This is a genomic window from Streptomyces sp. NPDC057002, assembly GCF_042673825.1.
In the GTDB taxonomy this organism is placed as follows: Bacteria; Actinomycetota; Actinomycetes; order Streptomycetales; family Streptomycetaceae; genus Streptomyces.
Genome location: NZ_JBHURZ010000003.1, coordinates 886,846 through 909,324, shown reverse-complemented (window position 1 = coordinate 909,324; position 22,479 = coordinate 886,846). Strand labels below are relative to the sequence as shown.

The window sequence follows — 22,479 nt, the reverse complement described above, 5'->3', positions numbered from 1 at the left end:
AACAGCCCCTGCCCGGTGAGGCAGGGGCTGCTCGTCCGTCCGGACGCTACGAGGTCAGTTCGGCTTGGTCTCGATGACTCCGACGCGCTCCGCCGGTGTCTTGCCGCGCAGGGCCTTGCGCAGCGCTGAGACGACGTCCTGCGGCAGCACCTCGCGCTTGCCGCTCGCGCCCTCGATCTGCACGCCCTTGAAGGTCGTGCCGTACGCCTCCTGGAGCGCCTTGAGGTTGTACGTGTCCACCAGCTTGCCGTCGACGGCCTTGAAGCCGAGGATCTTCGGCAGGGACACGGGGCCGAAGTCGATGCTGTGCGCCGCGTCGGTGCGAACGGTGACGAGGTCGGACATCGCGGGCTCCGCGAACTCCTTCATCATCCGGTCGACCTCGGCGTTCGACACCGTCGGCTTCCGGCTGGTGGTCGGGAGCGTCACCGCGCCGGCCGTGCCGCTCTCCACCTGGGTGCGGTAGGCCTCCTCGATCGCGGCGGTCGACTTGTCGACGTCGATGCCCTGGCCCGCCTTGCCGTACACGGCGACGGCCTTGCCGCCCTGGAACTTGATGGTGCCGTCGGACGACGAGCCGGAGCCGCCCGCGGCGGTCTCCAGGGACGCGTGCAGCTTCTCCTCGTCGATCGGCATGACGGGCGTGACGACGCGGTGGTTGCCGAAGAGCGAGCCGATCACGGAGATGGGGTTGTAGTCGCTCTTCGCCGCCGCGTCGGCCGTGGCGTCCATGTCGAACTGGAGGCCCGAGTTGTCCGGGTCGAGGGACACGGCCTTGCCGCCCACCGACAGCTTCAGCGGCTTGCCCGCATTGCCGTCGAAGGCCTCGTCGAGCTTCTTGACCGCACCGTCGCGGGTGGTGCCGCCGATGTCGACGCCGAGGACGGATGTGCCCTTGGGGACGTCGGTGCGGTTCATCAGCAGACCGGCGCCGTAGAGGCCACCGGCGGCGACGACCACGCCGGCCGCGAGCAGCACGAGCTTGTTGCGCCCCTTCTTCTTCGGCGCCTTCGAGGAGCTCGCCGGGGGCGGGGAGACCGGCTCGGGCAGCTTCGGGGCCCCGTGCGGCACCGGGCCCTCGCCGGGCGCGCCCGGACCGAACGGGGAGGCCGCGCCGGACGGTACGACCGGGATGCCGCTGGTGACGGTGTGCCCGGAGACGTTGTCGTGGCGGGGGCCGTAGCCCTGGCCGTCCGGTTCGGGGGCCGGCTTCTGCGGGGTGAGGATCGCGGTGTCGTCGCTCATACCGCCGCCGGGGGCACCGCCCAAGGGGCCGGGGCCGCCGGCAGGATTGGCCGTACCCGGGCCGCCGGGGCCTCCGGGGCCGCCCTTGCCCGCGGGACCGCCGGGTGCGCCCGGGCGACCGGGTCCACCGGGCCCGCCTATGGCTCCGGGGCCGCCGGGGCCTCCCGGCCGGCCCGGGTCGTTGAAGGCGCTGGGGGCGCCGGGGCCGCCGGGCCTGCCCGGCTCGCCGAAGCCGCCGGGACCACCAGGACCGCCGGGACCACCGGGGCCACCCGGTCGGCCCGGGGCACCCCGTCCACCCGGTCCGGCGAAGGCGTCGGGACCGCTCTGCTCGGTGAAGCCGCCCGGGGCACCGGGCCCGCCGGCCGGCGGCACCATCGGGCCGTCCCCGGTGACCGGGCCGCCCGTCGGGCCGGCCGGGCCCTGGGAGCCGGAGCCGCCCTGGCCTACACGGTCGTTCTCCGAGAAGTACGGCAGATCGTCGCGGCGCGGTTCGCCACCACCGCTGCCACCGCCCGGGGCGGGACGCGAGCCGTTGCCCAGCGGGCCCGCCGCCAGCGCCTCGGTGACGTCGAAGGAGCCGGTGCCGCCGCCGTGCCCGGGCGCGACGGGTCCGCCGGTCGCGCCGCCGGGGAGCCCGGCACCGTTCGTACCGCCGGACCGGGAGCCGCCCGGCGCGCCCATGGAGCCGACCACGCCTCCGGGCCGCCCGGCACCCGGCCGGGGCCCACCGGACGCACCGGCACCGGGCGCACCGGGAGCGCCCGCACCAGGGGCGCCCGCGCCGGAACCGCCCGCCGCCGGGTTCGAACCGCCCGGCATACCGGCCCCGTTGGTGGAGCCGCCGCCCTGACCGCCCGGGCCCGTGCCGGACTTGCGGGGCGCGAACCAGTCGCTGGTCGGCTTGTCGTCGGCGGGCTGCGCGGACTCGGCGGGAGGCTCGACCGTGCCGGTGCCCCTGGAGGTGGCGGCCCCCGGAGCGGTCGCCTCGTTGCCGGGGCCCGCAGCGGTCCCGGTGTCGCCCGAGCCCTCCGTGTCCCCGACGGGCTTGCGCACCACGACGGGCGGAATGGGCCGTGACCCGGGGATGTTGATCCGGATCCGGGTCGTCAGCGTGGTCTCGGTCTTGCGGTCCTCCGGCCGGGCGGCCGAACGGCCCGCGTCCGTACCGGCGTCGGAGACCGCGGGGGTCCCGTACGGCGGTGTACCCGACGGGTAGGCGGCTCCACCGCGCCCGTTGGGCCCGGAGGACGGAGTGTCAGTTTCACGACTCAAGGCAGGTTCTCCCGGTTGGCTCCGCCGCCCGACACAACCTCACGCGGGCAGCTCGGCGGCGCGCACCACCATACTGGCCACTTCTCGCCCGTATCCCATGACCGCCGGGAATCCCACACCGGACCCCCACGGCCACGTCCTGGCGAAGTGGTACGTCACTTGGCAAGTCGGACGGGACCGCTGTCCGGTTGCCGCCCCGGGGCAAGGGTGGCGCACATCACAGCCACACCGATGCCCCCGAGCAGATAGAGGTAGGAGCCGCTTCCCGCGGCGAAGAGGAAGTCGCCCTCGGGACGGCTGGCCGTGAGCAGGATGACGGCGAGCATCCAGCCGGCGGCGGCCGCGACGCCGCCGATCCGGCCGCGGGTGACGCGTGCCGCGCCCAGGACGGCTCCGGCCTCCCCGGCGAGGGCGAGCAGCAGTCCGCCCGGGAACCACGCGGGCTGCACCAGCGCCCCGGCCACGCCGACCACGGCCCCGAGCAGGAAGAACCCCAGACAGGCGGTGATCCGTGCGGCGGACGGCGGCCGCATCGGCTGGGCGAGCATCGGACTCCGGTCGCTCATGAGGCCTCCTCGACACCGGCGAACAGGTCCTTCTCCCGCTCACCGGGACCCTGCTCGCCCCGCACCAGCTCGTAGTACTCGGTGGTGAGGATCGGCTGGGCGAGTTCGTTGGACAGCACGAAATACGGCTCGGCCACGGTGATCTGGGTGGCGTGGGCGCGCATCGCGGCGGCCTTGGCGGCGGCGTGGGCGGTGCCGTCGATCACCGTGGTGACGCGCTCCTCGGCCACCACACCGGGTACGTCGTCGACCTCGGCCGCCTTGGTGAAGGGCAGGCCGGGCAGGTCGTCCCGGAGCCGGGCGAAGGACTCCTCCACAACGGGCCGGGGGACCCGGTTCCAGTAGACCTTCTGGACGGGACAGCCGGCCTCGGCGGAGAGTTCGGCCGCGCGCATGGCGACGCGGTGGGCCTGGATGTGGTCGGGATGGCCGTAGCCGCCGTCTTCGTCGTAGGTGACGAGGACCTGGGGCCGTACCTCGCGGATCACCTCGACGAGGTGTGCGGCGGCCTCGTCGACGTCGGCCTGCCAGAAGCAGCCGGGGTCGTCGTTGTCGGGCAGGCCCATCATCCCGGAGTCGCTGTAGCGTCCGGCGCCGCCGAGCAGGCGGACGTCCTTGACGCCGAGCTCGGCCATGGCGGCGGCGAGCTCGCGGCGGCGGTGCTCGCCCAGGGCGGCGCCGGTCAGGTGCGCGAGCTCGGGCGGGATGACCTCGCCGCGTTCGCCGAGGGTGCAGGTGACCAGGGTGACGTGGACACCCTCGGCCGCGTACCTGGCCATGGTGGCGCCGTTGTTGATCGACTCGTCGTCCGGGTGCGCGTGCACCAGCAGCAGACGCCGGTCGGGCAGTTCCGTCATGGAACCCACCCTACGAGGTCCCACGACCCCGGCTCACGAGGCCGCGGGCGGGACCCGGGCGGTCAGAACTTGATGCTGCCGATCATGCCCGCGATGTTCGTCGTCAGCTCGTTGATCGTGGGAGCGACGGTCGAGGAGGCGAGGTAGAAGCCGAGCAGCATGCAGACGACCGCATGCCCCGCCTTCAGTCCTGACTTCTTGATCAGCAAGAAGACGATGATCGCCAGCAGCACCACCGCCGAAATCGAGAGTGCCACGGCGGCTCACCTCCAAAGATCCACAAGGGCGCGGGGGGTCGGACTATGGGGGCATTAAATCCGTACGTCAGCCAGCAGGTTCATACCCACTATGCGACATTGATCATAACTATCCGTCCGTGCGCATCGATCGGCGCACTGCCGCACAAGGGGGCGCATGGCCAATATGGTCAGGGCATGACGACCGAGCCTGACTCCTTCCCCCGACGGCACGCCCGCACCCAGCGCTTCACGCTCGGCGCGCCGCGTGCGTTCAGCGTGGCGCCCGACGGTTCACGTGTTGTGTTCCTGCGCTCCGGTTCCGGTACGGACCGGGCGAGTTCACTGTGGGTCCTCGACATGGAGGAGGGCCAAGAGCGCGTGGCCGCCGACCCGCGCGCCCTGCTGGGCGGTGCCTCGGAGGACCTTTCGCCCGAGGAGCGGGCACGGCGTGAGCGCAGCCGCGAGGGCGGGGCGGGCATCGTCGGGTACGCCACCGACTCGGCCGTCGAATTGGCCTCTTTCGCCTTGTCAGGGCGGCTTTTCGCGGCCGAGCTGCGGGCCGGGACAGCGCGTGGACTGGCCACGCCGGGGCCGGTGATCGACCCGCGTCCGTCGCCCGACGGGCGGCACATCGCCTACGTCGCGCAGGGCGCCCTGCGGGTGGTGGGCGCCGAGGGGGACGGCGACCGGGCGCTCGCCGAGCCGGATTCGGAGAATGTCTCATTCGGGCTCGCCGAGTTCATCGCGGCCGAGGAGATGGGGCGTTCGCGCGGCTTCTGGTGGGCTCCGGAGTCGGACCGGCTGCTCGTGGCGCGGGTGGACGACACGCCGGTGCAGCGGTGGTGGATCTCCGATCCGGCGCATCCCGGGCGGGAGCCGCAGCGGGTGGCGTATCCGGCGGCGGGCACCGGCAACGCGGAGGTGCGGCTGTTCGTGATCGGTCTGGACGGGCTGCGCACGGAGGTCGCCTGGGACCGGGCGCGGTATCCGTATCTGGCGCATGTCCACTGGTCAGCTGCGGGTGCGCCGCTGTTGCTCGTACAGGCGCGCGATCAACGCAGCCAGTTGATCCTGGCCGTGGATCCGGAGTCGGGCGCGACGCGGATGGTGCACGCCGACGAAGATCGAACATGGCTTGATCTTTTCCCCGGGGTGCCGTGCTGGAGCCCGTCCGGGCAGCTGGTCCGGATCGCGGACGAGGGCGGTGCGCGGGTGCTGGCGGTCGGGGAACGGCCGCTCACGGGAGCGCAGTTGCATCTCCGGGCCGTACTGGATGTCTCCGACGACGACGTGCTGGTCTCGGCGTCGGCGGGTGAGGAGGCCGGCGAGGCGGAGACGGGCCAGACGCATGTGTACCGGGTGAACGAGCTGGGCGTGGAGCGGGTGTCCCAGGAGCCGGGCGTGCACTCGGCGGCGCGAGCCGGGGACGTCACGGTTCTGGTCTCGGCGACGCTGAATCGGCCAGGTGTGCGGGTGCAGGTGCTGCGCGACGGAAAACCGACGGCGACTGTCCCCTCCTACGCCGAAGACCCCGGTATGTCCCCCCGCGTGACGCTCACCGAGGGGGGCGCACGCCGCATCCCGTGCGCCGTGCTTATGCCTCGGGACTACGCCGGTGACACCCCCCTGCCGGTGCTCATGGACCCGTACGGCGGGCCGCACGGGCAGCGGGTGGTCGCCGCGCACAACCCGCACCTCACCTCGCAGTGGTTCGCGGACCAGGGTTTCGCGGTGATCGTCGCGGACGGCCGCGGCACCCCGGGCCGGTCCCCCGCGTGGGAGAAGGGGATCCACCACGACTTCACGCTGTCGCTCGACGACCAGGTGGAGGCGCTCCAGGATCTCGCCCAGCGGCACCCCCTGGATCTGTCCCGGGTGGCGATCCGCGGCTGGTCCTTCGGCGGCTGGCTGGCCGGCCTCGCGGTGCTGCGCCGCCCCGACGTCTTCCACGCGGGCATCGCGGGGGCGCCGGTGACGGACTGGCACCTCTACGACACGCACTACACGGAGCGGTACCTGGGCGCCCCCGCCGAGCACCCGGAGTCGTACGCGGGGAGCTCTCTGGTCACCGCCGACGGGCTGTCCTCCCCCGCCGAGCCGCACCGCCCCCTGATGGTCGTGCACGGCCTCGCCGACGACAACGTGGTCGTCGCCCACGCCCTGCGCCTCTCCTCGGCCCTCCTGGCCGCCGGCCGCCCGCACGAGGTCCTGCCGCTGTCCGGGGTCACTCACATCACCCCGCAGGAACAGGTCGCGGAGAACCTGCTCCTCCTCCAGGTCGACTTCCTGAAGCGCTCCCTGGGCATCACCACCGCCTGACCGCACGGCAACGGGCCGGGACGACATGGCGCGCCCCGGCCCGCTTACGGCACCCGCACGGCCGTACAGCGTTCAGCCTGACGCGTCCGTATATCGGAACCGGGTCGGCGAAGTTGCTTGCGTGTTAACGCAGTTGGCGGGGGTTTGCGGGTGCTTCGGCGGCCACGAGCTCGACCTCGAACCCGTCCGTATTGACGAGGTAGGCGGCGTGGTGCTCCGGGCCCCCGGCATGGGGGTAGCGGTCGGCGAAGAGGAGCGCCCAACCGTGTGCGGGCGCCTCGCGGGCCAGCTCGTCGACCTCCGCGGCTGTCCCGGCGTGGAACGCCAGGTGATTGAGGCCGGGCCTCATGCGGTCGTGCTCGGCCCCGCGCAGATCCGGGGACTGCTCGACGACGAGGTATGTCGCGCCCAGGCGCCAGCTGCGGCCGTGCTCCCACTCCTGGTACGGGGCGTAGTCGAGACGGGCCAGGAGCCAGCCCCATTCGCGGGCCGCGCGGGGCAGATCGGGGACCCACAGCTCGATGTGATGCAGCATTTCCTGACCTAGCCGGAAAGGCCGGTTCCCGGCGCCCTCTTCAGAAGGCACCGGGAACCGTGAGGGACATGACCGATCGGCCGTCAGGCCGCGTGGACCACGTCCTTCTCCTCTGCGAAGTGGCAGGCCGACTCGTGGGCCGCCGGGGTGTCCTCGCCCTTGAAGCGCTCGGGGACCGCGAGGAGCGGGGTCTCCTGGGCGCACTTGTCCTGGGCCTTCCAGCAGCGGGTGCGGAAGCGGCAGCCCGAGGGCGGGTTGGCCGGGGACGGGACGTCGCCGGTGAGGATGATCCGCTCGCGGCCCTCGCGGGACTCCGGGTCGGGTACCGGGACGGCCGAGAGCAGTGCCTGGGTGTACGGGTGGGTCGGGTGGTCGTAGATCTCCGTGTCCGAGCCGATCTCGGCCATCTTGCCGAGGTACATCACACCCACCCGGTCCGAGATGTGCCGGACGATCGACAGGTCGTGCGCGATGAAGAGGTAGGAGAGGTTGAACTCGTCCTGGAGCTTCTCCATCAGGTTGATGACCTGCGCCTGGACGGACACGTCCAGCGCGGAGACCGGCTCGTCGCAGATGATGATCTCGGGGTTGAGCGCGAGGCCGCGGGCGATGCCGATGCGCTGGCGCTGACCGCCCGAGAACTGGTGCGGATAGCGGTTGATGTACTCGGGGTTGAGACCCACGACGTCCAGCAGGTCCTGGACCTTGCGGCGACGGTCGCCCTTCGGGGCCACCTCGGGGTGGATCTCGAAGGTCTCGCCGATGATGTCGCCCACCGTCATACGGGGGTTGAGCGAGGTGTACGGGTCCTGGAACACCATCTGGATGTTCCGGCGCACCGCCTTCAGCGCACGCCCGGACAGCTTGGTGATGTCCTGGCCCTTGTAGAAGATCTCGCCCGCGGTCGCCTTCTCCAGCATCATCAGCAGCTTGGCGACCGTGGACTTGCCACAGCCGGACTCGCCCACGATGCCGAGCGTCTCGCCCTGGTAGAGGTCGAAGGAGACCCCGTCCACGGCTTTGACCGCGCCGATCTGGCGTTTGAACAGGATGCCCTGGGTCAACGGGAAGTGTTTGACCAGGTTGCGCACCTGCAGGATCGGCTCACCGCGCTCGACCGGTGCCTCGATGGCGGCCACGGCCTCCGCGTCGGTGGCGGCCTCGACCGTCTCGACCTCGGTGACGTTGGGGGTGGCGTCCATGGACTCGTCCGTCTTCTCCAGGTCAGCCATGGATCGTCTCCTTCCAGAAGTGGCACGCGCTGCCGCGGCCGGCCAGCTCGCCGCCGTCCCGCTCGGTGACCGGGTGCAGCAGCGGGACGTCCGTACGGCAGATGTCCTGCGCCTGCGGGCACCGCGGGTTGAAGGCACAACCGGACGGGATACGCGTCAGGTTGGGCGGCAGGCCCTTGATCGCGTACAGGTCCTGGCCCTTCTGGTCCAGGCGCGGGATCGACTCGAGCAGACCCTTGGTGTAGGGGTGCGCGGGCCGCTTGTACAGCTCGTGCACCGGGGCGGTCTCCACGATCCGGCCCGCGTACATCACCGCGATCTTGTCCGCGACGTCGGCGACGACGCCGAGGTCGTGGGTGATCAGGATGAGGCCCATGTTGTACTCGCGCTGGAGCTCCGCGAGCAGGTCCATGACCTGGGCCTGGACCGTCACGTCGAGGGCCGTGGTCGGCTCGTCGGCGATGATCAGGTCCGGCTCCAGGGCGAGCGCCATCGCGATCATGATGCGCTGGCGCATACCGCCGGAGAACTGGTGCGGGTAGTCGCCGACGCGCTCCTTCGCGGCCGGGATCTTCACGCGGTCCATCAGCTCGATGGCCTTGGCCTTGGCGTCCTTCTTGCTCAGACCCTGGTGGACGCGGAACATCTCGCCGAGCTGGTAGCCGACGGACAGCACCGGGTTCAGCGCGGAGAGCGCGTCCTGGAAGATCATCGCGATCTTCCTGCCCCGGATCTTGCGCCGGGCGTCGCCGGACATGGTGAGCATGTCCTCGCCCCGGTACAGGATCTGGCCCTGGGGGATCCGCCCGGGCGGCATGTCGAGGATGCCCATGATCGCCTGCGCGGTCACGGACTTGCCGGAGCCGGACTCGCCGAGCACGGCGAGCGTCTCGCCGGACGACACGGTGTAGTTGACGCCGTTGACGGCCTTGGCCACGCCGTCACGGGTGTGGAACTCGACGTGCAGATCGCGCACTTCGAGCAGGGGGGTGTCACCCTCGGCCGCGCCTCGCGGCTCGGGCACGTTCCTGGTCTTGTCGATGGTGGTCACGTACGCCCTCCTCAGCGCAGCTTCGGGTCAAGGGCGTCGCGGACCGCGTCGCCGAGCATGATGAACGCGAAGACCGTGAGGCTGAGCATGCCCGCCGGGAACAGCAGCGCGTGCGGGTTGTCCCGGATCACCTTGCTGCCCTCGGAGATGTCGATGCCCCACGAGATCGTCGGGTCGCTGAGGCCGAGGCCGAGGAACGACAGGGTCGCCTCCGCCGAGATGTAACCGCCGAGGGCGATCGTGGCCACGACGATGGTCGGGGCGATGGCGTTCGGCATCACGTGGCGGAACAGGATCCGCGTGGTGCCGGCGCCGAGCGCCCGGGCCGCCGTCACATAGTCGGCCTGCTTGGCGGTGATGACGGAGCTGCGCGTGACACGGGCGATCGAGGTCCAGCCCAGGCAGGCCAGGGCCAGGATGACCACGTACACCTTGCGCTCGGCGAAGGCGTTCAGGACGACCATCGTGCCGAGCAGGAACGGCAGACCGAAGAAGATGTCGACGATCCGGGAGATCACCGAGTCGACCCAGCCGCCGAAGTAGCCCGCCAGCATGCCCAGCAGACCGCCGAGCAGCGTGACCGCGGCGGTCACGAAGACGCCTACGAGGATCGAGGCGCGGGTGCCGTGGATGACGCGCGAGTAGATGGAGCGGCCCTGCTGGTCGTAGCCGAACCAGTCGGGCTGGAAGAAGTGCCCCAGCTCGGGCTTGCCCAGGTAGTGGTTGACGAGGTCGCCGTCACGCGGGTCGGCGCTGGTGAACCAGCCGGGGAAGACGGCGATCACCACGAGCAGGACCAGCAGCACCGAGGAGACCCAGAACATGGGGCGGTGCCTGAGGTCGTACCAGGCGTCGCCCCACAGGGAACGGGTCTTCTCGCTCTTCTTGCCGCTCTCCTTGGCAGGCGCGTCGACGGCCGGCGGGGCCACCGCGTCCACCCGGGCGGAGTCGGTGGTCTCGGCCTTGGTCACGTCAGGCATACCGGATCCTCGGGTCCAGGACCGCGTACAGCAGGTCGATGAGCAGGTTGATCAGGAGGATGACGAGGACGAGCACCGTCACCACACCCGTGACCGTCGAGCCCTCGCTCGTCTGGATCGCCCTGTAGAGGAGGTTGCCGACACCCTGGATGTTGAAGATGCCCTCGGTGATGACCGCGCCGCCGATGAAGCCGCCGACGTCGGTGCCGATGAAGGTGACCACCGGGATCAGCGAGTTGCGCAGCAGATGGACACCGATGATGCGGCGCCGGGGCAGGCCCTTGGCGAGCGCGGTGCGCATGTAGTCGGCCCGCAGGTTCTCCGCGAAGGTCGTCCGGGTCAGCCGCGCCACGTACGCCATGGACAGCATGGCGAGGACGAAGGCCGGCAGGAACAACTGGGAGAAGTCCGTGGAGTCCTGGACGTTGGGCGGTAGCCAGCCGAGTTCGTCCGCGAAGACGAACCGGGCGATGAAGCCGAGGACGAAGACCGGGATCGAGATCACGGTCAGTGTGAAGACCAGGACACCGGTGTCGGCGGCCTTTCCGGCCCTCAGACCGGCCCACGCGCCGAGGCCCACACCGATGATGATCTCGATGGTGATGGCCAGCAGCGTCAGCCGCAGTGTCACCGGGAAGGCCTCGGACATGAGCTCGACGACCGGACGGCCTGCGAGGTTCTTTCCGAAGTCTCCCTGGATGAGGTTCCACATGTAGTGGACGTACTGTTCGAGGACGGGCTTGTCGAAGCCGTACTCGCGCTTGATCTGCGCGATCTGTGCGGGATCGGGAGCCTTGTCCCCGTAGATGGCCCGGACCGGGTCGCCCGGCAGGATGTGGACCATCAGAAAGATCAACAGAGTTGTCCCGATGAAGATCGGGATCATCTGGAGCAGTCGCCTGGCGGCGTAGCGCCCCATCTTGCGCCTCCATGCCGTGAGGGGTCGGCGAGGGCCTGCGCACTCATCTCTACCGCAGGTTGAGGGGGGTGAGGTGGAGGCCTTTGCCTACGGACCGGCGCCGCCGCTCCCCTGACGGGAGAGGCGGCACCGGTCTGCGGTCGTCTGTTTACTTCTGCTTGACCTGGATCGTGTCGAAGATCGGGTCACCGTCCTGGCCGTACTGGATCTTGCCCAGGATGTTGGTGGACTGACCGCTGTTGACCTTGTAGAACCAGAGCGGAATCGCCGGCATGTCCTTGGCGAGGAGCTGCTCCGCGTCCTGGTACAGCTTCACGGTCTCGTCGATCGAGCCCGCCTTGTCCGCCTCGGAGCTCAGCTTGTCGAACTCCTTGTTGGAGTAACCGCTGGTGTTACCGGCGGCCGTGGAGCCGTAGAGGTCGCGCATGAAGTTCGAGTTGACCGGGTAGTCGAGCACCCAGCCACCGCGGTACATGGACTTGACCTGGTCCTTGTCACGGGCGTCGAGGTCGGCCTGGAAGGTCGGCTTCGGGTCGCCGGTGCACTCCACGCCGGTGGACTTGCGGATCGAGTTGCAGACCGCGTCGACCCACGGCTTGTGGTCCTGGTCGGCGTTGTACTGGATCTGGATCTTGTTGCCCGGGACGCCGCCGCCCTCCTGGACGAGCTTCTTCGCCTGGGCCGGGTCGAACTTGACGATGTCGCCGAGCGCGCCCTTCTTGTAGCCGAGGACGCCGGGGGCGACGTAGGAGTCGGCCGGGGTACGGGTGCTCTGCAGCACGGTCTTGGTGATCGTCTGGCGGTCGATCGCCATGGACAGACCCTGGATGACCTTGGGGTCGATGTCCTTGAACTGCTTGGTGTAGAACGCCGGGACGATCGACTGGACGGCCGAGTACGGCTCGTCGATGGCGCGGTCGCCGAGGTCCGTCTTGTAGTTCGTCAGCGCGGTGGTCGGGACCTGCTCGATCCAGTCCACGTTGTTGGAGCGCAGGTCCGAGTAGGCGGCGTCGGCGGTCGTGTAGTTCTTGAAGTCGATGCCGCCGTTCTTGGCCTTGTTCGGGCCCTGGTAGTCCGCGAACTTGCGGACCTTGATGAGCTTGTTGTGCTCCCAGGAGACGAACTTGTACGGGCCGTTGCCGACCGGCTTCTCGCCGAAGCCCTTCGGGTCCTTGAAGAAGGCCTCCGGAAGGGGCGCCCACACGTCGTAGCCCAGCTTGTACGCGAAGTACGACACCGGCTGCGTCAGCTTGACCGTGAAGGTGTTGTCGTCGACGACCTTCAGGCCGGACATGGCGTCGGCCTTGGGCTCACCCTTCTCCGGGTGCACCTGGTCGAAGCCCACGATGTCGGCGAACCAGCTGGAGTTGGTCTGGTTGTTCTTGATGTTGGCCGACCAGTTCCAGGAGTCCACGTAGGACTTGGCGGTGACCGGGGTGCCGTCGTGGAACTTCCAGCCCGGCTTGAGCTTGACGGTCCACTCCGACGAGTCGTCGTTCGGCGTGACCGACTCGGCGTTGACGTACTCGAGCTTGCCGGTGCCGGGCTCGTAGTCGACCAGACCCGCGAAGATCGTGCGCAGGACACGGCTGCCCTGGCTCTCCTTGGCGTTGGCCGGCTGCAGCGGGTTCTGAGGCTCGCTCAGCTGCGCAGTGACGATGCCGTTCGGGTCGGCCTTGCCCTTGTTCATGTCGTCGCCGGCACTGTCGTCGCCGCCGCCACAGGCGGTGGCGGCCAGGGCGACGACTATCGCCCCCGCGACCCACTTGGCGCTCTTGGCACCGCGCATGGGTTCCTCCTAGGAAGTCATTGGTTCACCGCAAAGGGAGCACAGGACAGATCACGGCGCCCGCCCGTCGCCGGTGCCGGAAATTTGTCGAGTGCCCCCGCGCTCGTGAGTCGGCGCCGCTGCCGGCGAGTGACCCGTTCATCCGAGCTCTACGCGCCTAACTATCTGCCATGCGCCCAGACCGAACCACACTCTCGAGGTCTCGGTTCGATCACAGCTCAGGCCTACATCTTCCAAAATCCGGACAAAGGGTTTGGTGAAAGATCCCTGCGAAACGGACTTGTTACACATCTATCGGTGGCAGGTGTCCGTATTCCGGACGCGCGAATGAGATAAACGGGTTGCGAGTCCCGTGGCTGCCGTGCAGGGTGCCAGCGGTGGCTGTCGCCCTCTCAGAAGGCCTCCGCCGCAAGGCCGTTGGACGGCCCCCGGATCAGGGCAGGGCGCAGCGCTTCCGCGACAGGGTAGTGGGAGCGGGACGTTCCGAACGGCTGTCCCAGCCAAATCGAGGGTTTTCCCTAACCCTTTCCTCTGCGTTCCCCCTTCTTTACGACGACGCCGGGCACCCCGCATTGCGGGGTGCCCGGCGTCGTCGTGCGGCGGGAGGCGTCAGCCGTGCTTGGCGCGGCTCGCGGCGCGGGCGCGCTCGCGGGCGTCCAGGTTCACCTTGCGGATGCGCACGGCCTCCGGGGTGACCTCGACGCACTCGTCGTCGCGGCAGAACTCGAGGGACTGCTCCAGCGACAGCTTGCGCGGCGGGACGATCGCCTCGAACGAGTCGGCCGAGGAGGACCGCATGTTGGTGAGCTTCTTCTCCTTGGTGATGTTGACGTCCATGTCGTCGGCGCGGGAGTTCTCGCCGACGATCATGCCCTCGTACACCTCGGTGCCCGGGTCGGTGAACAGCACGCCGCGCTCCTGGAGGTTGGTCATCGCGAACGCGGTGACCGCACCGGAGCGGTCGGCGACCAGGGAGCCGTTGTTACGGGTCTGGAGCGCGCCGAACCAGGGCTCGAAGCCCTCGTGGATGGAGTGGCCGATGCCCGTGCCGCGGGTCTGGGTCAGGAACTCCGTACGGAAACCGATCAGACCGCGGGAGGGGACGACGAACTCCATGCGGACCCAGCCGGAGCCGTGGTTGGACATGTTGTCCATGCGGCCCTTGCGCACGCCCATGAGCTGCGTGACCGCGCCCATGTGCTCCTCGGGCACGTCGATCGTCATGCGCTCGACGGGCTCGTGCGTCTTGCCGTCGACCTCCTTGGTGACGACCTGCGGCTTGCCGATGGTCAGCTCGAAGCCTTCCCGGCGCATGGTCTCGACGAGGATCGCGAGGGCCAGCTCACCACGGCCCTGGACCTCCCAGGCGTCGGGGCGCTCGGTGTCCAGCACGCGGAGGCTGACGTTACCGATCAGCTCGCGGTCGAGGCGGTCCTTCACCTGGCGGGCGGTGACCTTGCGGTCCTTGACGGCGCCCTTGTTGTCGGCGCCCTTGCCGGTGGCACCACGGCCGACCAGCGGGGAGGTGTTGGTGCCGATGACCATGGAGATCGCGGGCTGGTCGACCGTGATCAGCGGCAGTGCGACCGGGTTCTCCGGGTCGGCCAGGGTCTCGCCGATCATGATGTCCGGGATACCGGCGACCGCGCAGATGTCACCGGGGCCGGCCATCTCGGCCGGCTTGCGGGTGAGCGCCTCGGTCATCATCAGCTCGGTGATGCGGACGTTGCTGACGGACCCGTCGCGCTTCATCCACGCGACCGTCTGGCCCTTGCGCAGCTCGCCCTGCTCGACACGGAGCAGCGCGATACGGCCGAGGAAGTTGTCGGCGTCCAGGTTGGTGACGTGAGCCTGGAGCGGGGCGGCCTCGTCGTAGGTCGGCGCCGGGATGTGCTCCAGGATCGTGGAGAAGAACGGCTCCAGGCTGGTGGAGTCGGCCGGGACCGTGCCGTTGTCCGGCTTGGTCAGCGAAGCGATGCCGTCGCGGCCGCAGGCGTAGACGATCGGGAACTCGATCTGCTCCTCGTCGGCGTCCAGGTCGAGGAAGAGGTCGTAGGTCTCGTTGACGACCTCGTCGATCCGGGAGTCCGGGCGGTCCGTCTTGTTGATGCACAGGATGACGGGCAGGCGCTGCTGCAGCGCCTTGCGCAGCACGAAGCGGGTCTGCGGGAGCGGGCCCTCGGAGGCGTCCACGAGCAGGACGACACCGTCGACCATCGACAGACCGCGCTCGACCTCACCGCCGAAGTCGGCGTGACCGGGGGTGTCGATGATGTTGATGGTGATGACGTCCCCCCCGGCCTTCGGGTGGTACTTCACCGCCGTGTTCTTGGCCAGGATCGTGATGCCCTTCTCACGCTCCAGGTCGTTCGAGTCCATCATGCGGTCGTCGACGCCTTCGAGCTGGTGCGCGGCGAAGGCGCCGGCCTGCTTCAGCATGCCGTCGACGATGGTGGTCTTGCCGTGGTCGACGTGGGCGACGATGGCGACGTTGCGGATGTCGTGGCGCGTGGCCATAAGAAGGCGTACTCCCGGAGTGTGAGGAAGGCCCTGCGCGGACGTCTGCGGTGCGCGGACCCTGCCGGGCTCAACATGCCACGGCCTCACCCCATGGTACGGGTGCGCGGCCGCTGGGCTTAGCCGGGATACGTCAGTGCTGGTCAGACCTCCTCTGCGGCCTCGGATCCGGAGGGGCAGGTCCGCTGTGCGGCGATCTGGCCGGCCGTTTCGTCCGAGGCCATGGAACAGGGCAGGAAGCCGGCGCCGGTCCCTTCCCAGGTTCGGACATGCCCCCTGGCCGGCTCGCCGTCCCCGCAGGTGCGGGTGAAGTCGGCCTCGACCAGGTCGATCGCCGCCCACGCGTAGTAGTCGCCCTCGTGGGCACCGGTCGCCGACTCGAAGAAGTGGCCCTGCGCCGGCCGCTCCGTGTCGGACGGACCCGCGAGCGGTTTCTTGAACCTGATCGGGTCGGCCAGCGCGGTCAGCCGCTGCTCCCAACTGTGCCGCGCATACGCCGGCCCCCGTCCCCCGTGTGCGGACGCCCGGGCGCCCGCATCATGATCACTGACGGTTCATGATGCGGGCGCCCGGCGCGAGCGGCAAGGGAGCTACGGAGTGGCGGAGCCCTTCGCCGACGGGCCGGAGGCCGGCTTCGCGCCCTTCTTCAGGAAGCCCATGTCCTCGTAGACCGGCGTGCCGAGGCCGAAGGCGCCGATGTTGACCAGGTTCTTGCGGGCGGCGACGAGCTGGGGGCGCTGGAAGAGGGGGATCGAGCCGGCCGCCGCCCAGATGCGGGAGTCCGCCTTGCGGATCAGGGAGCGGGACTCGCCCTCGTCGAGGGTGGCCACGGCCTGGTCGAAGAGCTGGTCGACCTGGTCGGTGCCGACGCGGGTGTAGTTCTGCTCGACGTTCAGCGAACCGTCGGCGGCCGGGACCGGCTTGGCGTAGACGGGCCGGGCGTCGGTGGCGGGGAAGGCGGAGGCGGGCCAGGAGTACAGGGCGAGGTCGTACTGGCCGGACGCGATGTGGTCCTTGAAGTAGGACTCGTCGGAGACCTTGGAGATCTCCGTGCCGATGCCGACGCGCTCCAGCATGCGGGCGATGCGGTCGGCCACCGTGCGCAGCGTCTGTGAGCCGGGCCCGGAGGGGAGCACGAAGCGGAGGGTGAGCGGCTTGCCGTTCTTGGCGAGCGGGGCGGCCTCGCGGCCGGCCGGGGCGGCGGTGCCCATGGGCGCGTACGCGCCGGGTGCGCCGCCCTGGTGCGGCTGCTTGTACTGCTTGCCGTCCTGGGCGAGGTGGTTCGGGTCCTTCTCGCGGTGCGCCTTGCCGTCCTGCTTGTCCTTGTCGTCCGAGCCGACGATGTATTCGCCGTCGTCGTCGCGGGACTCGGCCTCGGAGGACTTGCCGGCCTTCTTGCCCTCGGCTCCGGCCGCCTTCTCCCCCTTCTTCTTCTGTTCCTTGATCGGGCCGCCCCGTACCCACCCGGCGTCCGCGAGCAGTGCCTGGGCCTCCTTGGTGTCCTGGCCGCCGAGGGCGCCGCTGTTGTCGGCGTAGGCGGCCTGGCCGGACAGCGCGAGGTGGCTGCCGACCGGTACGGCGGGCAGTCCGAGGGGCTTCAGCACCGCCTTGGCCAGTTCCTTGCGGTCCAGGGCGCGGGCGACGGCCCTGCGGACGCGCTCGTCGGCAAGCGGCCCCTCGGCCCCGTTCAGAGCGAGCTGTGTGAAGGCCGGCTCCAGGGACTTGCGCACCTCGAAGCCGCGCAGGGCCTGCTGCTGCCGGGCGTACTTGGCGGCCGCCTTGGGCGTGCGCGGCTTCTGGTCGGCCTCGGAGCCCATGACCGGGCTGCTGGAGCCCCGGGGGCGGGCGGCGACGGTGATGCGGCGGGCCTCGGAGGGGGCGATCTCGGCCAGGTCGACGGTGCCGGCGGCCAGCTCTTTGGCCCGCTTGTCGCGCGGCACCGTGCGCAGCACGATCTCGGAGAGCTTGGCCGGCCGGCCCCACCAGCGCGGATTGCGGGTGAGGGTGATCTCCTCGTCCTTGCGGCTGAGCTTCTTCACCAGGAAGGGGCCCGCCGTGACCTTGAGCTTCTTGCGTGCCCCGTCGTTGAAGGAGTCCGGCGTGCCCATGACGTCCTTCGGGTACAGCGGCGAGAACAGTGAGCGCCAGTCGGCGTAGGGGCGGCTGAAGGTGACCCGGACCTCCAGGGCGTTGTCCCCGCGCTCGATCTTCTGGATGCGGTCGTAGCCGGCGTTGCGGGCGGTCCAGTAGGCGGTGTCCTTGCCGGACAGGGCGCGCCACTGGGCGGCGAAGTCGGCGGCGCCGATCTCCCGGCCGTCGCTCCAGACGGCCTGCTGGTCGAGCTTGTACAGGACGACCTGCTTGGGCTCCGTCTCGACGACCTTGGCGGACTCCAGGTAGGCGGGATTGCGCTCCGGGCGGCCCTCGGCGTTCATCCGGAACATCGACGGCAGGACGGCCTGGGCCACACGGGTGGTGGTGGCGTCGGCGTCCGACTGGAAGGTGTTCAGGGTGTCGGGCACGGAGTCGACGGCCCAGCGCAGGGTGCCGCCGTCGGTGATCCGGTCGCGGGCGGCGGGCTGGATGTCCTGCCCGGCGAGCGGCTTGCCCGCCGGGTCCTCGGAGCCGCATCCGGCGAGCGCGGGCACCGCGAGCACTCCCGCGGTGAGGAGGAAGGCGACCGAGCGCGAGACCGCACGCGGGCCGACGCCGTGCTGGGACATCTGTGCTACCTCCGGAAAGCCGCGGGCGTTATGATCACTTTTGGCGGTATTTGGATTTCATCTGATGTATGCGGCCCACTGAAGAGGAAAGGGTTCGGCAACACAGGGCGACACGGCGGTCACCGGCGGAGAGTCACCCGTGCGGAGCAATAAACGGCACGGCGCACCCATGCGCCTCGGCCAATCGATGCACATCCCTTCACAGCACAAGGTGTGACGCGCAACACTCGCAGGCGCATGAACGTTGCCGCCTTGGGCCTCGAAGGACCCGTGGAAGTGAGGGCAAGTCATGTCCGTTCACGACGAACTGACGTCAGTCCAGCGCAGCCTCGACGACCTGCTCCGGTCGGTGGGGCGCCTGGAGAAGCAGCTCGGCACCGGCGGCCTGGAGATGCGCCGCGTCCGTGCCGACGCCAACCATCTGCGCGAGAGCGTCGCCCTGCTGCGCGACGCCGCCGCCTCGCCGGCCGCACCGAAGCGCCCCGAGCTCGTCACCATCTCGGACGCGCCGTACGACTCCGCCCTGTGGCGCGACTCGGACGACGAGGGGCTCGGCGCCCGGGACCGGCGCGCTCCCTGACCGGTCAGGAGTGGTACGACCGGCACCTCCCCCGAACCCGACCGGAGTCGTCACGTGGCCACTGGTACGGAACCCCCCGCCACCGAACCCCAACCCAGAAGCGGCGGTGTACGGGCGGGTACACGCGCCGCGATCACCGCCCCGCACCTGCGCACCGACCGCTGGTGGCTGGCGCCGGCCGGCACGGCCGCCGGCCTGCTGGCCTTCATCGTCTACTCGACCTGGCGGGCCTTCGCCGACGCGCACTACTACGCGGCGCCGTACGTCTCGCCCTTCTACTCCCCGTGCCTGGCGGAGCGGTGCGAGCCGATGAAGGCCGGCCCGAACTGGGAGATCTTCGGCAGCTGGTGGGGCATCTCGCCCGCCATCATCATCCTGATCTTCCCGCTCGGCTTCCGGCTGACCTGCTACTACTACCGCAAGGCCTACTACCGGGGCTTCTGGGCGTCCCCGCCGGCCTGCGCGGTGGCCGAGCCGCACAAGAAGTACACCGGTGAGACCCGCTTCCCGCTGGTCCTGCAGAACATCCACCGGTACTTCTTCTACGCCGCGCTCGGCGTCGCCGGGATCCTCACGTACGACACCGTGCTCGCCTTCCGCGACGAGAACTACGCGTGGGGCCACATGGGCCTCGGCACCCTGGTGTTCCTGGTCAACATCGTGCTGATCTGGGCGTACACGATCTCCTGTCACTCGTGCCGGCACATCGTCGGCGGCAAGCTCAAGCACTTCTCCAGGCATCCCGTGCGCTACCGGATGTGGCAGTGGGCCGGGAAACTCAACGCCCGGCACATGCAGCTCGCCTGGGCGTCGCTGGTGAGCGTGGCGCTCGCCGACTTCTACGTCTATCTGGTCGCGTCCGGCGCCTTCGACGATCCGCGGTTCTTCTGATGAGGGGTGCGTACTGATGTCCGTGGTCGACCGGCAGGAATGGGACGTCGTCGTGGTGGGCGCGGGCGGTGCCGGGCTGCGCGCCGCCATCGAGGCCCGCGAGCGGGGCGCCCGTACGGCCGTGATCTGCAAGTCGCTGTTCGGCAAGGCGCACACCGTGATGGCCGAGGGCGGCATCGCCGCGGCGATGGCCAACGTCAACACCGGCGACAACTGGCAGGTCCACTTCCGCGACACCATGCGCGGCGGCAAGTTCCTCAACCAGTGGCGGATGGCCGAGCTGCACGCGCAGGAGGCGCCGCAGCGGGTGTGGGAGCTGGAGACCTGGGGCGCGCTGTTCGACCGCACCAAGGACGGCCGGATCTCCCAGCGCAACTTCGGCGGCCACGAGTACCCGCGCCTCGCCCACGTCGGCGACCGTACGGGCCTGGAGCTGATCCGCACGCTCCAGCAGAAGATCGTCGCGCTCCAGCAGGAGGACTTCGCGGAGACCGGTGACTACGAGTCGCGGCTGAAGGTCTTCCAGGAGTGCACGGTCACACGCGTGCTGAAGGAGGACGCTCGCGTCTCGGGGGTCTTCGCCTACGAGCGCGAGTCGGGCCGTTTCTTCGTCCTCGAGGCGCCCGCCGTCGTGATCGCGACGGGCGGTATCGGCAAGTCCTTCAAGGTGACGTCGAACTCGTGGGAGTACACGGGCGACGGTCACGCGCTGGCCCTGCTCGCGGGTGCTCCCCTGCTGAACATGGAGTTCGTGCAGTTCCATCCGACCGGCATGGTCTGGCCGCCGTCGGTGAAGGGCATCCTGGTCACCGAGTCGGTGCGCGGCGACGGCGGTGTGCTGCGCAACTCCGACGGCAAGCGGTTCATGTTCGACTACATCCCCGACGTCTTCAAGGACAAGTACGCCGAGTCGGAGGACGAGGGCGACCGCTGGTACGAGGACCCGGACAACAACCGGCGTCCCCCCGAGCTGCTCCCCCGCGACGAGGTCGCGCGGGCGATCAACGCCGAGGTGAAGGAGGGGCGCGGCTCGCCGCACGGGGGCGTGTTCCTCGATGTGTCGACGCGTATGCCCGCCGAGGTCATCAAGCGCCGGCTGCCGTCGATGTACCACCAGTTCAAGGAGCTGGCGGACGTCGACATCACGGCGGAGGCGATGGAGGTCGGGCCCACCTGTCACTACGTGATGGGCGGGGTCGCGGTCGAGTCCGACACGGCGGCGGCCCGCGGGGTGCCGGGTCTGTTCGCGGCCGGTGAGGTGGCCGGCGGCATGCACGGCTCCAACCGGCTCGGCGGCAACTCCCTCTCCGACCTGCTGGTGTTCGGGCGACGGGCGGGCTGGCACGCGGCCGAGTACGCGGCCGGGCCGGCCGGAGCGCGGCCCGTGGTGGACGACGTCCAGATCGATGCCGCCGCCGCCGAGGCCCTGCGGCCCTTCTCGGCCGAGACCGAGGAGCCCGCCGGGGGTCCGCCGGAGAACCCGTACACCCTGCACCAGGAACTCCAGCAGACGATGAACGACCTGGTCGGCATCATCCGCCGCGAGCCGGAGATGAGGCAGGCCCTGGAGAAGCTGGCCGAGCTGCGGGTGCGGGCGCGCCGGGCCGGGGTCGAGGGACACCGGCAGTTCAACCCGGGCTGGCACCTCGCCCTGGACCTCAGGAACATGCTGCTGGTCAGCGAGTGCGTGGCGCGGGCCGCGCTGGAGCGCACCGAGTCGCGCGGCGGGCACACGCGTGAGGACCATCCGGGGATGGACCGCAAATGGCGCCGGATCAACCTGATGTGCGCGCTCACCGACCCGACGGGCGGGCTGGCGGCGGACCCGGTCCGCAGCCAGATCACCCTCACCAGCGAGACCACCGAACCCGTCCGTGCGGACCTGCTCGCCCTGTTCGACAAGGAGGAGCTGGTGAAGTACCTGGCCGAAGAGGAGCTGTACGAGTGAGCGGCTACGAGGCCCGCTTCAAGGTGTGGCGGGGCGATACCGGGGGCGGCGGCCTGGAGGACTTCAAGGTCGAGGTGAACGAGGGCGAGGTGGTCCTCGACATCATCCACCGTCTCCAGGCCACACAGGCCCCCGATCTCGCCGTGCGCTGGAACTGCAAGGCGGGCAAGTGCGGTTCCTGCTCGGCGGAGATCAACGGCCGGCCACGGCTGATGTGCATGACCCGCATGTCGGTCTTCGACCAGGAGGAGACGATCACGGTGACGCCGCTGCGGGCGTTCCCGGTCGTCCGCGACCTGGTCACCGACGTCGGCTTCAACTACACGAAGGCCAGGGAGGTCCCGTCCTTCGTACCGCCGGCCGGGGTCGCGCCCGGCGAGTACCGCATGATGCAGGAGGACGTCGACCGCTCGCAGGAGTTCCGCAAGTGCATCGAGTGCTTCCTGTGCCAGGACACCTGCCATGTGGTCCGCGACCACGAGGAGAACAAGCAGGCGTTCGCGGGTCCCCGCTTCCTGATGCGCGTGGCGGAACTGGACATGCACCCGCTGGACGCGGCAGCGGAATCGGGCCTGGACCGCAAGACCACCGCCCAGGACGAACACGGCCTGGGCTACTGCAACATCACCAAGTGCTGCACGGAGGTCTGCCCCGAGGGCATCAAGATCACGGACAACGCCCTGATCCCCCTGAAGGAACGAGCGGCCGACCGCAAGTACGACCCACTGGTATGGCTGGGCTCGAAGATCAGGAGACGCTCTTCAGCGGGCTGAGGACCGGCCGGCGTCCTCCGCCAGGTGCCGGACGTGCACA

General features: G+C 69.8%; 17 protein-coding genes. 5 read left to right on the top strand and 12 right to left on the bottom strand.

The window, feature by feature from the left end; all coding sequences use genetic code 11:
* Window positions 1-54: 54 nt before the first annotated feature.
* The 4 genes from ACFT32_RS18965 to ACFT32_RS18950 all read right to left on the bottom strand — a co-directional run bounded on the left by ACFT32_RS18965 (window position 55) and on the right by ACFT32_RS18950 (window position 4,200).
* On the bottom strand, window positions 55-2,520 hold the full coding sequence (locus ACFT32_RS18965) for a hypothetical protein (RefSeq protein ID WP_382490342.1): 2,466 nt from the start codon (window positions 2,518-2,520) through the stop codon (window positions 55-57).
* A 155-nt stretch (window positions 2,521-2,675) separates the two neighbouring features.
* Window positions 2,676-3,086, bottom strand: a complete 411-nt coding sequence (locus ACFT32_RS18960) for a DUF6113 family protein (protein WP_382490340.1) — start codon at window positions 3,084-3,086, stop codon at window positions 2,676-2,678.
* A complete protein-coding gene (gene mshB / locus ACFT32_RS18955) occupies window positions 3,083-3,943 on the bottom strand; it encodes an N-acetyl-1-D-myo-inositol-2-amino-2-deoxy-alpha-D-glucopyranoside deacetylase (RefSeq protein WP_382490339.1) in 861 nt (286 codons plus the stop codon). The genes ACFT32_RS18960 and mshB overlap by 4 nt, the downstream gene beginning before the upstream one ends.
* Window positions 3,944-4,005: 62 nt before the next feature.
* On the bottom strand, window positions 4,006-4,200 hold the full coding sequence (locus ACFT32_RS18950; RefSeq protein ID WP_010047829.1) for a hypothetical protein: 195 nt from the start codon (window positions 4,198-4,200) through the stop codon (window positions 4,006-4,008).
* 177 nt (window positions 4,201-4,377) lie between these two features.
* Here ACFT32_RS18950 and ACFT32_RS18945 point away from each other — a divergent pair, with 177 nt between their 5' ends.
* On the top strand, window positions 4,378-6,501 hold the full coding sequence (locus ACFT32_RS18945) for a prolyl oligopeptidase family serine peptidase (RefSeq protein WP_382490337.1): 2,124 nt from the start codon (window positions 4,378-4,380) through the stop codon (window positions 6,499-6,501).
* Window positions 6,502-6,625: 124 nt separating this feature from the next.
* On the opposite strand, the gene ACFT32_RS18940 is transcribed toward ACFT32_RS18945, so the two are convergent.
* The 8 genes from ACFT32_RS18940 to ACFT32_RS18905 all read right to left on the bottom strand — a co-directional run bounded on the left by ACFT32_RS18940 (window position 6,626) and on the right by ACFT32_RS18905 (window position 18,247).
* Window positions 6,626-7,036, bottom strand: coding sequence for a VOC family protein (locus tag ACFT32_RS18940; RefSeq protein WP_382490336.1), 411 nt, complete (start codon window positions 7,034-7,036; stop codon window positions 6,626-6,628).
* A gap of 83 nt (window positions 7,037-7,119) precedes the next feature.
* Window positions 7,120-8,268: an ABC transporter ATP-binding protein gene (locus ACFT32_RS18935; protein WP_382490334.1), complete on the bottom strand. Its 1,149-nt coding sequence runs from the start codon at window positions 8,266-8,268 to the stop codon at window positions 7,120-7,122.
* Window positions 8,261-9,319: an ABC transporter ATP-binding protein gene (locus ACFT32_RS18930; RefSeq protein WP_382490333.1), complete on the bottom strand. Its 1,059-nt coding sequence runs from the start codon at window positions 9,317-9,319 to the stop codon at window positions 8,261-8,263. The genes ACFT32_RS18935 and ACFT32_RS18930 overlap by 8 nt, the downstream gene beginning before the upstream one ends.
* An 11-nt stretch (window positions 9,320-9,330) precedes the next feature.
* Window positions 9,331-10,299: an ABC transporter permease gene (locus ACFT32_RS18925; protein WP_382490331.1), complete on the bottom strand. Its 969-nt coding sequence runs from the start codon at window positions 10,297-10,299 to the stop codon at window positions 9,331-9,333.
* A complete protein-coding gene (locus tag ACFT32_RS18920) occupies window positions 10,292-11,218 on the bottom strand; it encodes an ABC transporter permease (protein ID WP_382490330.1) in 927 nt (308 codons plus the stop codon). Before ACFT32_RS18920 ends, ACFT32_RS18925 begins: the two co-directional genes overlap by 8 nt.
* A gap of 148 nt (window positions 11,219-11,366) precedes the next feature.
* Window positions 11,367-13,007, bottom strand: coding sequence for an ABC transporter substrate-binding protein (locus ACFT32_RS18915; protein WP_382490328.1), 1,641 nt, complete (start codon window positions 13,005-13,007; stop codon window positions 11,367-11,369).
* A 609-nt stretch (window positions 13,008-13,616) separates the two neighbouring features.
* Entirely contained in the window at window positions 13,617-15,524 is a 1,908-nt protein-coding gene (gene typA, locus ACFT32_RS18910; protein WP_382490327.1) for a translational GTPase TypA, read from the bottom strand.
* A 590-nt stretch (window positions 15,525-16,114) separates the two neighbouring features.
* The gene (locus ACFT32_RS18905; protein ID WP_382490324.1) at window positions 16,115-18,247 is read right to left on the bottom strand and encodes an ABC transporter family substrate-binding protein; all 2,133 of its coding nucleotides are present in this window, start codon (window positions 18,245-18,247) and stop codon (window positions 16,115-16,117) included.
* Between the two features lie 289 nt (window positions 18,248-18,536).
* Between ACFT32_RS18905 and ACFT32_RS18900 the strand changes: the two genes are divergently transcribed.
* From ACFT32_RS18900 to ACFT32_RS18885, 4 genes are read left to right on the top strand one after another with little or no spacing between them, the layout of a single operon-like run.
* Window positions 18,537-18,827, top strand: coding sequence for a hypothetical protein (locus tag ACFT32_RS18900; protein ID WP_189723040.1), 291 nt, complete (start codon window positions 18,537-18,539; stop codon window positions 18,825-18,827).
* Window positions 18,828-18,881: 54 nt separating this feature from the next.
* Window positions 18,882-19,718, top strand: coding sequence for a hypothetical protein (locus ACFT32_RS18895; protein WP_382490322.1), 837 nt, complete (start codon window positions 18,882-18,884; stop codon window positions 19,716-19,718).
* A gap of 16 nt (window positions 19,719-19,734) precedes the next feature.
* Window positions 19,735-21,666, top strand: a complete 1,932-nt coding sequence (locus tag ACFT32_RS18890) for a fumarate reductase/succinate dehydrogenase flavoprotein subunit (protein ID WP_382490321.1) — start codon at window positions 19,735-19,737, stop codon at window positions 21,664-21,666.
* The gene (locus tag ACFT32_RS18885) at window positions 21,663-22,439 is read left to right on the top strand and encodes a succinate dehydrogenase/fumarate reductase iron-sulfur subunit (RefSeq protein WP_382490319.1); all 777 of its coding nucleotides are present in this window, start codon (window positions 21,663-21,665) and stop codon (window positions 22,437-22,439) included. Before ACFT32_RS18890 ends, ACFT32_RS18885 begins: the two co-directional genes overlap by 4 nt.
* Window positions 22,440-22,479: the final 40 nt, after the last annotated feature.